10 protein-coding genes and 1 tRNA gene are annotated in these 12,772 nt (G+C 65.1%); 2 read left to right on the top strand and 9 right to left on the bottom strand.

What is annotated here, in order from left to right; genetic code table 11:
• Positions 1 to 163: 163 nt before the first annotated feature.
• The gene (locus M0R88_RS12190; protein WP_248653779.1) at positions 164 to 1,252 is read left to right on the top strand and encodes a saccharopine dehydrogenase family protein; all 1,089 of its coding nucleotides are present in this window, start codon (positions 164 to 166) and stop codon (positions 1,250 to 1,252) included.
• On the opposite strand, the gene M0R88_RS12185 is transcribed toward M0R88_RS12190, so the two are convergent.
• From M0R88_RS12185 to M0R88_RS12175, 3 genes are all read right to left on the bottom strand, one after another.
• Positions 1,249 to 2,091 (bottom strand): M55 family metallopeptidase, encoded by an 843-nt coding sequence (locus tag M0R88_RS12185; RefSeq protein WP_248653778.1) that lies wholly within the window; start codon positions 2,089 to 2,091, stop codon positions 1,249 to 1,251. The genes M0R88_RS12190 and M0R88_RS12185 overlap by 4 nt on opposite strands.
• A gap of 96 nt (positions 2,092 to 2,187) precedes the next feature.
• A tRNA-Thr gene (locus M0R88_RS12180) sits at positions 2,188 to 2,262 on the bottom strand.
• Positions 2,263 to 2,327: 65 nt separating this feature from the next.
• Complete coding sequence (locus M0R88_RS12175; protein WP_248653777.1) at positions 2,328 to 3,356, bottom strand: class I SAM-dependent methyltransferase; 1,029 nt, start codon at positions 3,354 to 3,356, stop codon at positions 2,328 to 2,330.
• An 89-nt stretch (positions 3,357 to 3,445) separates the two neighbouring features.
• Here M0R88_RS12175 and dph5 point away from each other — a divergent pair, with 89 nt between their 5' ends.
• The gene (dph5, locus tag M0R88_RS12170; protein ID WP_248653776.1) at positions 3,446 to 4,219 is read left to right on the top strand and encodes a diphthine synthase; all 774 of its coding nucleotides are present in this window, start codon (positions 3,446 to 3,448) and stop codon (positions 4,217 to 4,219) included.
• Positions 4,220 to 4,240: 21 nt separating this feature from the next.
• Here dph5 and artA read toward each other — a convergent pair whose 3' ends face one another.
• The 6 genes from artA to M0R88_RS12140 form a co-directional block, all read right to left on the bottom strand.
• A complete protein-coding gene (gene artA, locus M0R88_RS12165) occupies positions 4,241 to 5,167 on the bottom strand; it encodes an archaeosortase A (RefSeq protein WP_248653775.1) in 927 nt (308 codons plus the stop codon).
• 182 nt (positions 5,168 to 5,349) lie between these two features.
• Positions 5,350 to 7,338, bottom strand: a complete 1,989-nt coding sequence (locus M0R88_RS12160; protein ID WP_248653774.1) for a DUF7827 domain-containing protein — start codon at positions 7,336 to 7,338, stop codon at positions 5,350 to 5,352.
• 540 nt (positions 7,339 to 7,878) lie between these two features.
• Positions 7,879 to 9,885, bottom strand: coding sequence for a BGTF surface domain-containing protein (locus M0R88_RS12155; protein WP_248653773.1), 2,007 nt, complete (start codon positions 9,883 to 9,885; stop codon positions 7,879 to 7,881).
• A gap of 420 nt (positions 9,886 to 10,305) precedes the next feature.
• Positions 10,306 to 11,067, bottom strand: a complete 762-nt coding sequence (locus M0R88_RS12150) for a VOC family protein (protein WP_248653772.1) — start codon at positions 11,065 to 11,067, stop codon at positions 10,306 to 10,308.
• Positions 11,068 to 11,155: 88 nt separating this feature from the next.
• Complete coding sequence (locus M0R88_RS12145) at positions 11,156 to 11,584, bottom strand: TIGR04206 family protein (protein ID WP_248653771.1); 429 nt, start codon at positions 11,582 to 11,584, stop codon at positions 11,156 to 11,158.
• Positions 11,584 to 12,693, bottom strand: coding sequence for an OBG GTPase family GTP-binding protein (locus M0R88_RS12140; protein ID WP_248653770.1), 1,110 nt, complete (start codon positions 12,691 to 12,693; stop codon positions 11,584 to 11,586). The genes M0R88_RS12145 and M0R88_RS12140 overlap by 1 nt, the downstream gene beginning before the upstream one ends.
• Positions 12,694 to 12,772 lie beyond the last annotated feature (79 nt).

The following is a 12,772-nucleotide window of genomic DNA, read 5'->3' as shown; positions in this document are numbered from 1 at the left end:
CTACGAGTTCGAGACGAACGACCAGCGCGCGTCCGCTCCGCGGAGCGGACGCGCGCTCGGCCATCGAACAGCGTCTTCCGTCCTATAGAGTTTGCGTAGGCTTCGATTCCGCGGGTCGGGCGTCGGCCCCGCGAGTTTTACGCCTCACCGTTCAACTCCCACCGTGACCGACGAACTGCTCATCTACGGGTCGTACGGCTACACCGGCGCGCTCGTCGCCCGGACCGCGGTGGACGAAGGGCTGACGCCGGTCCTCGCGGGCCGGACCGCCGAGAAGGTCGAGCGACAGGCGACCGACCTCGGCCTCGACCACCGGGTGTTCAGCCTCCAGCACCCCGAAGTAATCGAGCGACAGGTCGAGGAATTCTCGGCGGTACTGAACTGCGCCGGCCCGTTCTCGAAGACCGCCGAACCGCTCTACTCGGCGTGCCTGAACGCCGGGACCGACTACCTCGACATCACCGGCGAGATAGACGTGTTGGAAGCCGTCGCGGGACGCGCCAACGAGGCCGAGGCGAGCGACGTGACCCTGCTCCCGGCCGTGGGGTTCGACGTGGTGCCGACCGACTGCCTCGCGGGCTACATCGCCACCGAACTCCCGTCGGCGACCAAACTCACGCTCGCCATCGACGGGATGGGGACGTTCTCGCCCGGCACCGCCAAGTCCATCGTGGAGGGCCTGACCCGACCGGGCGCGGTCAGACGGGACGGCGAGATTCGGACCGTCCCGGCGGCGTGGAAGACCCGGCGCCTCGACTTCGGGCGTGGTCCCAAAACCGCGGTGACGATTCCGTGGGGCGACGTGTCGTCGGCGTACTACACCACCGGTATCGAGAACGTCGAGACGTACGCCACGGTGCCGGAGTACGCCGCGACGGTGATGGCCAAGACCGGCCCGCTGGCTCCGATATTCGGGTCGAAGCCGTTCCAGCGCGCGATGAAAGCCGTCATCGACGCGACCGTCTCGGGACCGACCGCCGAGGAGCGCGCCCGGAGTTCCGCGCGGGTCTGGGGCGAGGTCGAAGACGACGACGGGAACCGGTTCGCGGCCAGGATGCGGACGCCCGACACCTACGACCTGACCGCCCGGACCGCGGTCGAGGCCGCCCGCCGAGTCGTCTCCGGCGAGGTCCAAGCGGGCTACCAGACGCCGGCGTCGGCGTTCGGCCCGGAGTTCGCGCTCGAGTTCGAGGGCGTCGAACGCGAGGACGTGCGCGAGTTCTCCGCGGTCGGCGCGAGTCCCGAGACCTAACCGTAGAACTCGTCGCGGCCCGCGCCGCCCGCCCGGAGCATGGCGACGGTCGCCTCGTAGGTCTCGGGGTACGAGGCGGCTTCGACGGCGGTGGTCCGGCCGCCCGCGCGCTCGACGTTCGGCGACCCCGCAGCGCGCGCCGCGGGGTTGGTCGTCGCCCAGTCGGCCTCGATTCTGGTCGGCGACTCCACGTCCGGAACCTCGACGTCGCCGTCCGCCGCGCGCTCGACCGCGCGCCGGGCCGCCGACCGAATCTCCTCGGTCGTCTCGCTCGCCGGGCGACACGCCGCGGTGAACCGGTCGATGCCCTCCTTGACGGCGACGGTCTCGGGCGCGTCGCCGAGTTCGTCGCGCGCTTCGGCGACCGTCGCGTCGTCGCCGGTGACGAGACCGACGGGGACGCCCTCCGCGGCCGCGAGCCGAGCGTTCCAGCCGAGTTCCCCGACTTCGTCGTCGCCGACCCGGAGTCGGAGCAGTGCCTGACCGAAGAAGGTGTGGTTCAGGACCGCCTCGGGCGTCCCGGCCTTCGCGTGGTAGCCGACGAACAGCGCGCAGTCGCGGTCGGCCACCCCCTGCATCATCGACCGGGGCTTGGTGTTCCCGCGGACGAGCGTCGCCCGGTCGTCCACGGCTTCCCGGTCCAGATTGCGCATCGAGGAGTGCGAGTCGTTGACCAGCACGTCGGTCGCGCCGCCGGCGAACGCGCCCTCGACGGCGGCGTTCACGTCGCCGTGGAGCAGTTCCTTCCCGCGCTCGTACTCGGGTTCGCCGCGGACCACGTCCTCGGCGGCCGCGACGCCGGTGATGCCCTCCATGTCTGCCGAAACGAATACTCGCATACTCGTCCCTCTCAGAGGGCGGACAAAAACGTTCGGCGTGTCGGCGTGCGCATCGAATCGGAGACCCGTCGCTCGGCGAGTAGTTCGGAGTAGAAGAGCCGGTGGAGGGATTTGAACCCTCGGCCTATTCCTTACGAAGGAATCGCTCTAGCCAGTCTGAGCTACACCGGCGCGTCGCAGTGCGCACTCGAATATAGTCGGGAGAATCGGCTTAAGGATTGCGGAATCGCCCGCCGTTAGCGAGACAGTCGCACGTCGAGACAGACGTTGAGTTCGTGGGGCGCGTACGACCGGACGACGTGGCGCGTCTCGACTTCGACCTCGTACTCCGGTTCGGCCGCGTCCCGAATCGCGGTTTCGCCCGGCCCGAAGGGGTCGTCCTCGTGCTGGATGTCGTAGTAGTGGACCACGCAGTCGTCGCCCGCGAGTTCGACCGCCGAATCGAGGAACTCGTCGGCGCTGTGGGGCAGGTTCATCACCACGCGGTCGGCCCAATCGGCGTAGTCGGTCGCGACCTCCCGGACACCGTCGGACACGTCCGACGAGCCCGAGACTACGTCTCGGACGTCGCCGTGAATCGCGGTGACGCGCTCCGCCACGTCGTTCCGGCGGGCGTTCTCCCGGAGGTACTCGACGGCCTTCTCGTTCAGGTCCACGCCGACGACCTCCGCACCGCGCTCGGCGAACGGGACGACGAAGGGGCCGACCCCGGCGAACATGTCGAAGGCGCGCTCGCCGGACTTCACCTGTTCGGCGACGCGGTGACGTTCGGTGGCGAGGCGCGGCGAGAAGTACACCTCGGCCACGTCGAGCAGGTACTCACAGCCGTACTCCCGGTGGACGGTCTCGGTGCTCTCGCCGACCAGCACCTCCCAGTCGCGGACGCGTAGCTCTCCTTTCACCTTCGAGGCGCGGTTGACGACCGTCTCGACCGGGATGTCGGAGGCCACCACGGCGTCGGCGATTTCGCGGGCGCGCTCCGGGTCGTCCTCGTCGAGGATGACGATGTCGCCGAGTCGCTCGTAGGTGGGTTCGAAGCCGAGCAAGTCCGCGGGGGTGTCGGGGGTCTCGCGCTCCCCGACCGACCGGGAGACGACGTCCGCGTCGAGGTCGTCGGGCACCGCCTCGGCGTCGGTCACCGGCAGGTAGAGGTAGCCGTCCTCGACCTCGATTTCGAACTCGGCCGCGAGCAGTCCGTCGTCTGCCAACCGGCGTCGGGTCTCCTCGCCTCGCTCACGCGCGACGCGGACGCACGGCACTTCCATGTCTATCGGTTCTCCCAGGGGCCGGTAAGCGTGACGCTTCCCGAATCGCACTCGAAAGGCTATAGCAACCGCGGACGCCTACACCCGGTATGCTCACATTCGTCGGACTCGGTCTCTACGACGAGCGCTCGATAACCGTCGAGGGCCGCGAGGCCGTCCGCGACGCCGACCGCGTGTTCGCCGAGTTCTACACCAGCAAACTCCTCGGAGCGACCGTCGAGGACCTCGAAAACTACCACGACACCGCCGTCGAAGTCCGGGACCGCGCGGGCGTCGAGCAGGACCCCGAGGCCATCCTCCGGGCGGCCGAAGACGGCGACGCGGTGTTCCTCACTGCGGGCGACACCATGATTTCGACCACGCACGTCGATCTGCGACTCCGGGCGGAAGAGCGCGGTATCGATACCCGCGTCGTCCACGCGCCGACCGCCGAGTCCGCCGCCAGTGGACTCACCGGTCTCCAAAACTACCGGTTCGGCAAGGCGACGACCCTCCCCTTCGAGTACGCTCACGGCGCGGACGGGGTCCCCGCGAGCGTCACCGACGCAATCGACGAGAACCGCGAGCGCGGCCTCCACACGCTGGTCTACCTCGACATCAAGGCCCGCAACGACGAGTACATGACCGCAGACCACGCCGCGGACCTGCTCGCCGACGAGTACCCCGACCTGTTGGCGGTCGTGGTCGCGCGCGCCGGAAGTCCCGACCCGCTCGTGACCGCCGACCGCATCTCGGCGCTCGCCGATCGGGAGTTCGGCGACCCGCTCCACCTGCTCGTGGTACCGGGCGAACTGCACCACATCGAAGCCGACGCGCTGCGCGAACTGGCGGACGCTCCCGCGGACCTGCTCGACGTAGAATAAGGGAACCGAGCGAGGTACCTTCTACCGCCCGTCGCCGTCGGTCGCTAGCGGGCGATCGGTACCGACGGCGTCGTGGAGGTCGTACTCGTCGCCGGTGACGATGTACAGCACGTCCTCGCCGACCGTCAGCAGTTCCGGCACCTCGCGGGCGACGGCCCACGCGATACCCACCAGTGCGACCACCGAGAGGCTCTGGGCCAGCACGCGGTCGGAGATGAAGTACGACACCATGTTCGGGTTCTCGTAGCCGACCAGCGCGACCGTCGGCTCCACGAATATCTGGAGCCACTGCTGACTGAACGCGAGCGTGATGAACACGACCCGGACGAGGTTCAGCGCCCAGATGATCGGGATGGCGATGGCGATACCCTTGAGTTTCCGGCGGAGCGGTGCCCGAACCGCGGCGATGAGACCGCCGAAGATGGCCATGCTTCCGATGCCGGTACACGCCAGCAGGACGTTGACGGTGAACACGCCGTGGGTAGGGTTGTCGAAACGGTACGTCCCGTCGAGACCTCTCCCGTGCTGGATAATCTGGAACTCGTAGCCCAACTGCTCCATCACGAACCCGCCCTGCCACGCGACGGTTTCGATGAGCCACGTCTTCGCGGACGGAATCATCGTGAACGGCATGTAGATGAGACCCATGAACGCGACCGCCCGCGAGAGCAGAAAGAGCGTCTCGCGGCCCTGCGCGAGCAGGTACGCCGTGTAGAGACAGGCGGGAAGCGCCGCGAGACTCAACGCTCCCTCGACGAAGCTCTTCTGCTCGAACGCGAAGTGGGGGAACAACGCGAGCCAGAAGACGCCAAAGACGACCCACGCGGCCGACCCGAGGTAGCGCGCCCGGCCGCGTCCGTGGCCGTCGTCGTACCAGTCGAGCGCGGTCGCCGCGGCGAACAACCCGACCGCGAGCCACGCGAGTCCGTCTGTCAACGCGGAAGTCACTGTTACCGGTGTCAAAGCGGTCCCCGGATAAAGAGTTGACGGCTCTGGCCGCCTCGGAGTACGGGAAGGTTAGCGTACGGAAACGGTTCGTTTCTTCGCCCGACAGCGCCGCCGCTACCGAGTCGAGTACGCGAAAAATGGAAACCGCGAAACCGGAAGATCCGGTGGTTAGTTAGCTACGCTTAGTTGCTGCGGCGGAGAGCCAGCAGCGCGGCAGCGACGAGCGCGACGAGAGCCACGCTGACGCCGAAGCCGGGGATGCCACTGTTGCCACCGCCCGTGGTGGTCTTAGTGGTGGTGTCCTCGGTGGTGGACGTCGTAGTCGTGGTGTCCGCGGTCGTGGTCGTCGTAGTCGTCGTAGTCGTCGTGGTCGTCGTCGTGGTCGTCGTCACGTTACCACTCGTCGTGGTCTCGGTCTGATCGACCGCGTTGACGTTCACGATGCCGTTGATTTCGTCACTGCTGCCGGGGAAGTCGTTCCGGGTCGAGACCGAGAACTCGGTCCCGTTCGAGACGTCACTGAAGTCGAAGGACGCAGTGAACATCCCTTCGGAGCCGACTTCGACCTGCGTGGTCTTGAGGAACTGGCCGCCGGAGCGAGCTTCGACGGTCACCGTCGTACCGGGCGCGAGGTTGGTCTGACCGGAAACGTTGGTCAGGCGCTGGCCGACAGTGATGTCGTTACCTTCGTTCAGCGTGACCGACTTCTCTTCGACCGTGAAGGTCGTCGAGACGGTCTGTGTGTCGCTCACAACGTTGAAGGCTTTGTCAACCGTGAACGTGGCGTTCCACTCACCGGTCGGGAGCTGCTCGGTGGAGTCGTCACCCTCGTAGTCGATCTGGTTGGTCGGGATGACGACGTAGAACGTGTTGTTCTGGCCGTCGACGATCGTCTTCACACTCTTGTTGGAGGCGTTGAAGCTGATCGGGTCAGCGTTGACGCCAGCGTCAGCCTGTTCGACCGTCAGGTCGAGACCGGCACGCTTCCAGTTCGTGTTCGAGTCGTTGAACGATCCGTAGAGGCCGGACGCTTCGACCTGCACGACTGCGTAGTCGCCGGAGGCGACCGCGCTACTCTTGGAGACGACGTCGGTCACGTCGCTCGGACCGAGGTCGTTTCCGCTGAGGCTGTTGCTCGGGGCGACCCACGAGCGAGCGGCGTCGGTCGAGCGCTGACCGATGCTCAGGGTCGCAACGTCGAGCTCGTTGTCGATGTTGCCGTCAGTCGTGACGTTCAGCGGGTAGTTCCCGCTTGCGAGGGGGTTGCTGACGTTGTTCTGACCGTCCCAGCTGTTGTCGATGGACGCCGTATCGTCACCCTCGGCAGTGACGTAGACGGACTTGTTGGAGCGGTAGGTGTTGAACAGGACCGTGACCTGCTCGTCGTCGTCGTTACTGTCCTGGACGTTGATCCGCTGCTGGTAATTGACGTCGCTGGCACCGACGTAGACGTCGGCCCTCGACGTCGAGGTCAGGTTGAGCGAGATGGAGGCGACGTCACCGCGCTGCTCGTTGAAGACAGATTGGGTGAACGTCGCGTCGTCGTCAGCGGCCTCCGAGACGTTGACCGTGTAGGTCGTCTCGGCGGTGGTGTCGGTCACGTTGAGGGTGACGTCGTAGGAACCGGGGTCAGCACCCGAGAAGTTCGCGTAGACGCTACCCTTCTCGTTGACGCTGAAGGTGTTGTTGACGTCGTAGCCCGAGGAGTTCACTTCGACCACGGAGGCTCCGGGTCGGTTCGTGTCCGCGAGCTTGAACGAGATGTTCCCGTTGTCGGTCGTCACGTTGGTCCGGTTGGCGGACCACTCGGTGGTCTGTTCGACGACCTCGAAGGGAACCGTCGTTCCGGAACCGTACCGGAAGAAGTAGTTACCTTCGAGGTTCTCCGTCTCGATCACGAGGTGGCCGTCGGCGTCCGTCGTGTAACCGTCGACGTACGTCGAGCCGTCGCTCGTGTTCGCGCGGAGTTCTACGTCTGTGTTCGCTGCACTAATGTCCAGGAGCGCATCCTGGCCCTGGAAAATCGGCGAGTTTTCGCCGATTTCCGCGTCTGCGGAAGTACTGTGGTTTGCAGCGGCAGTCCCTGCGAATGCGACCGTGCCGGCGAAGACCGACATGACCAGCATCGCAGTCAGGAAGACGCTGCGAAGTTTGTTGTTTGTCGTTGTCATGGTTGGGTTGGTTATTCGATCGGCGACAGCACCTTTCCGCTGCCCGTCGGGGGAACCCGGCACCGCACCGGGCGTGGGCAACCTGTACTCGCTACTGCCACCATGGGTAGGGGTACGGATGAAAGGTTACGCGCCGGTTATAAGTGCTTTGTGGTCTCGGAATTGCCCCGTTACTCCTTCGCACGACGCTGCCGAGGGGTGCGAAACGGACGCTTGAAGGGCCGAGAGAGGCGAAACGTGCCAACCATTGCCGGGAGTCTCCGTAGAACGTGAGTTTTGCCCTATTTTCTACGCAGAGCGCTTCTATTCGTTCTAGAAGCCAGTTTAGGAAATTTCGGACGGATGAGAGCGGGGGAGAGTCAACTGACGTCCTCACTTATAAAAGAATAGTGGCAAACGAGAATGCTCGATGACGCGGAGATTCGAGCGCTCGACGGGAGGTAAGCCAAGCGTACTGTCCTCGGATGACACGTATTTCGGGCCATCCTCCCAGCTAAGCATCCTACGAGGGGCTGAGAAAAAAGAGAACGAGCTGCGACCTTACCGACTCCGCCGGAGCGCCAGCAGGGCCGCCGTGAGGAGTGCGACGAACGCGACGCCGACACCGAAGCCGGGGATGCCGCCGTCACCGCCGCCTTCAGTGGTCGTCTCGGTCGTCGTTTCGGTCGTGGTGGTCGTGGTCGTCGTAGTTTCGATTGTCGTGGTGGTCGTAGTGGTCGTCGTCGCGGTCGTAGTCGCCGGGGTCGTCGTCCCGACAGCGCCGCCCTCGGCGATCAGTCCATCGACTTCGGCGTTCGCACCGTTGGCCGTCGCCGACACCGTAACCTCCGTCCCCGGTTCGACGCTACTGAAGTCGAACGGAGCGGAGAACGTGCCGTTCGGACCGACGGTGGCTCGTGCGGTCCGGACGAACTGGTCGGACTGAACCTGCACGTTGAACGTCGTCCCCGGAGCGATGCTCGTCTCGCCGGTGATGTTCGTCTCGGCGCTGGGAATCGTCAGCGTGCCGTTTTCGTTCAGTCCGGTGAAGTCGAGAGTGCGCTCGACGACGCTAAACGTCGCGTTGGCCGTCCGGGTCTGGGTCACGAGCGGACTGCGCTGGGCTATCTTGAACGAGGCCTGATACTCGTCGCCGACTTCGATGCCGTTGGTCTGCGTATCGACGACGGCGAAGAACGTGTTGTTCACCTCGTCGAAGTACACTTCCTCGACGGCCGAGCCGTTGAACCGGTTCACTTCGGCGTTCGCGCCCGCGTTGGTCTGAGTGAAGTTCAGTGCGTAGTAGTCCGAGAGGTCACTGTCGAGCACAGTCTGATTCGTGAGGTTTCCGTACAGTCCCGACGCTTGCACCTGCAGCACCGCGAGGTCCCGCATGGCGACCGTATCGCTGGCGGCGACGTTTTCGAGCAGACCAGTGACGTCCTCGGGGAGGTTCTCCGTCTCCGTGATGGGATGCGTCCAGACTTGCGCGCCCGCGACCGACCCGTTCTGCAGGACGAGTTGGGTCACGTCTTGGGTCGAATTACCAACCCCGACGGTCATCTCGTAGGTGCCCGTACCGATGGGGTCGTCGATTCCGCCCGGACTCAGATTCGTCCCGGAGAAGACTCCCTGACCGGAGCGGACCGCAATCTCGTCTTCGCCCGCCGCGGTGATGAACGCCCTCGGGTCGTCGCCGCTGCCGCCGGTCGCGTACGTGTTGAACCGCAGCGTCGCCCGTCCGTCCGTGTTGTTGTCGTAAACGGTGAAGTTGGTCTTCCAGTTGACCGGGTCGCCGCCGATGGAGACGGTGGCGCTGTCGGCGTTCGAGAAGTTGACGGTGAACGTCGCGTTGTCGCCGCGCTGCTCCGAGACGACGCCGTCCGCCGCGAAAGTGGCTGCCGCGTTACCTCCCTGCCTGACGTCGATGGTAGCTGTGGCGGTCGCACCGGTGTCGTTCACCTCGACGGTGAACGGGTAGCTTCCGGCGTCGATGCCGCTGAAGTTCGCCCGAAGGGTATCGGTTTGGATGTTGGTGATGGCGACGCCGTCGTCGGTCCTAACGGGAGACTGGTCGCCCTCGTTCAGGACGTTCTGCAACTCGCTCGGCGTCAGGCCGTCGGCGGTGATAGTGGCGTTGTACCCGGCCCGCCGCGATTCGAGGACGAGCGACGTCGAGGTGTCGAACTGGTTGTCGACGGTGCTCTCTTGGAACGAGGCGTTCAGGTCCTGTGACGCGACCGAGAAGTTGGCGATCAGGGAGTCGTTCTGAGCGGTCTGGAGCCGATAGTCGCCCGACAGGTCGGTCGTCTCGAGCGTGAGCCCGCCGGTGGCGTTGGTGAAGACCTCCTTGGCGAGTTCGGTGGTGTCTCCGTCGCTGTCGACCTGCATCACTTCGAGCTTCACGTTGCTGCCGACGGCACCGCTCTGGGATGCGCTCTCGTCGTACTGTACGTTCTCCGTTCGGATAGTCTGTCCTTGCCAGTAGCGCTCACCGTCGGTCAGGTCCGCGGCGACGGCCGTGCCGCCGAACGCGACCGTGCCCGTCAACGCCGAACCGACGAGCATCGCTACCAGCAAAACGCTGCGAACTGTTCGAGTTGTTGCTGTCATGGTTCGAATTGATCGTTCGGTCGGCGACAGCAGCTTTCGCGGACTGGGAGACCGCGACCCATCGAACTGACTAGCCCGTACTCGCTACCGCCGCCGTGGGTAGGGGCGCGGTTCAATGGTACCTCTATAATTTATAAGTGTCTTGTGGCGACGCCACTTCGAATTAACCGATTTCGGCCGTGTAAGCCGATATTACCGGCGTTTCGGATCGAGTAATTTCCTCGATAGGTGCAGCGTCCATCGACCGGGCGAATGCGCTTCGGTGAACTTCGTCGGAAGTGGTTGACGGCGAGACGGCAACGAAGCATCGACTCGCTCTCGGTGAGAGTAATCTGCGAAAAAGGAGGGGCAACGACCGAACACCGGCAGGCGTCGCTACTCGTCGCGCTCGATGACTTCGATTTCGTGGCCGTCTTGGTCCTTGGTGAACGCGTAGCGGTTGTCACAGGACTCTGGGTCGCGGAAGTCCTCGGCGTCGCGTTCCATGAGCGTCGCCCAGTCGTCCTGCAAGTCGTCGGCGCGGACCGCGAGGTGGCCCCACGCGTCGCCGAGGTCGTAGGTGCGCCCGTCGTAGTTGTACGTGAGTTCGACCGCCATCGCCTCGTCCGCCGCGCCTTCGGGCTTCATGAAGTAGTTGGCGAAGGTGTCGGACTCCCAGCGGCCGGTGTGTTCGTACTCCAGCTTTCGGGTGTACCAGCCGAGCGCTTCGTCGGCGTCTTCGACGCGAATCATGGTGTGGTCGAGGCTCCAGCGCGCGCCGTAATCGCGCTCGACGATTTCGACCTCGTGGCCGTCGGGGTCTTTGACGAACGCGTAGGAGCCGCCACAGGAGTCCGGGTCGCGGTAGTCCTCGACGCCCTCGTCCATCAGTCCCTCGTAGGCGTCGTACACGTCGTCCACGCGGACCGCGATGTGACCCCAGCCGTCGCCCAACTCGTAGCTCCGGTCGTCGTGGTTGTACGTGAGTTCGAGGACCGCGCCTTCTTCGTGGACGTCCTCGGGCCCGAGGTAGACGTTCGTGAAGGTGTCGGCCTCCCAACGACCTTTCTCCTCGTAGTCGAGGTAGTCCTGATACCAGTCGAGCGACGCGTCGAGGTCCTCGACGCGCATCATCACGTGGTCGAGCGTGGCGTTCATGACGGTTCGAACGTGGTGGTTCCGGCGCAAAAGCGTACCGTTCGCGGAAGGACTCGGAGTGGATACGCGCGCACGCACGGACGAACAGTTATTGCCACAGCGCGGTCCGCAGGTCCGGCCAGTGGAACCAGCACGCCGCGGTCCACAGAAGGACGGTTCCGACCGGCACCGCCAGCAGGCCCGGCGTCCGAAGGCCGAGCGCGAACCAGAGGTCGCTGACGCCCGCCAGCGCGAGGAGACCGCCCGTGACGCGCCGGTCCTCCCGCTCCGGGGCGACGGTCCCGAGCGCGGCGTTGGCGACCGCGAGGAGGTAGAGCAGGACCGCGACGGGCCACGCGAGCAGTCGGTTCGGGAGACCCTGCGTGTACACCAGCAGGTAGTCCGAGAGCGTCGTGACGTGAATCGGGTCGGTCGTGGCCAACCCCCACGCGAAGACCAGATCGCCCGACGTGAGAACGGTCCACGGGAGCGCGGCGAGTGCGAGGAGCGCGAGCGCTCGCCGCGAGTCGGCGGCCATCACTTCCGGACGACGAGTCGGAGGACGTCTTCGTCGGCGAGTTCGTGTTCCTTGCCGACCTGTTGCTCGTCGTGCTTGGCGCTCGGGCCGCTGACGCGGGCGAACCGGAAGCGCTCGTCCATGTTGCCGCCGATTTTCCGAGCGGCGTCGCCGACGGTCGAACCCCGTTCCAGGACCAGCGGCTCTTCTTTGTCCACGCCGCGGCCGGGCTTGTCCATGTAGATTCGCATCAGCCCGAGTTCCTGCCAGATGGTCTCTTTGAGCGAGTCGAGACCCCTCTCCTCCTCGGCGGAGATGAAGATGGCCTCCTCGGGGTCGATGCCGTGGTCGTGCAGGTCCTCGTTGACGGTCTCGACGTAGTCGGGTTCGATGAGGTCCACTTTGTTGACGGTAACGATGGAAGGGATGTACTCGCGGTTGTCCATCACGCCGTCCACGAGGCGGTCCACGTCCAACTGCTCGCGGATGGTCACGTCGGCGTTGACGTAGCCGTACTCCCGGAGCACCTCCTTGACCACGTCCTCCGAGAGGTCCAAGTCCACGCTCGACGTGACTCGGATGCCGCCTTTGCCCTTCTTGGCTATCTTGACGCTCGGCGGCTCCTGGTCGAGCCGAATCTTGTTCTCGTAGAGTTCCTTCCGGAGGCGCTCGTACTGGTCTATCTCGAAGACCGAGAGGACGAACACCACGAGGTCGGCCGCGCGCACGACCGACAGGACCTCTTGGCCGCCGCCGCGCCCTTGGGCCGCGCCCTCGATGAGGCCCGGCACGTCGAGCAACTGGATGTTCGCGCCGTTGTACTGGAGCATGCCGGGATTCACGTCGAGCGTCGTGAACTCGTAGTCGCCCGTCTCGCTCTCGGCCGCGGTGAGCGAGTTTAGCAAAGTGGACTTGCCGACGCTCGGGAACCCGACGAACGCGACGGTCGCGTCGCCGTGTTTCTCGACGTGGTATCCTTCGCCACCGCCGGCGGAGGACTGGTTTTCGAGTTTCTCTTTCTTCTCCGCGAGTTTGGCCTTCAGCCGTCCGATGTGGCTCTCCGTAGACTTGTTGTACGGTGTCTCGGCGATCTCCTCGCGGAGGTTCTCGATTTCTTCCTCCAGTCCCATTAGGGGAGAGTGGGCCGTGCGCGCCGAAAAACCCTTTCTTTCTTGGCAGTCACCCGGCACCACCGGCTCTCGGCCTCGC

This window comes from Halorussus gelatinilyticus, from assembly GCF_023238445.1.
GTDB classification, from domain to species: Archaea; Halobacteriota; Halobacteria; order Halobacteriales; family Haladaptataceae; genus Halorussus; species Halorussus gelatinilyticus.
The sequence above is the reverse complement of the archived record's forward strand: the minus strand, read 5'-3'. Positions and strand labels throughout refer to the sequence as shown.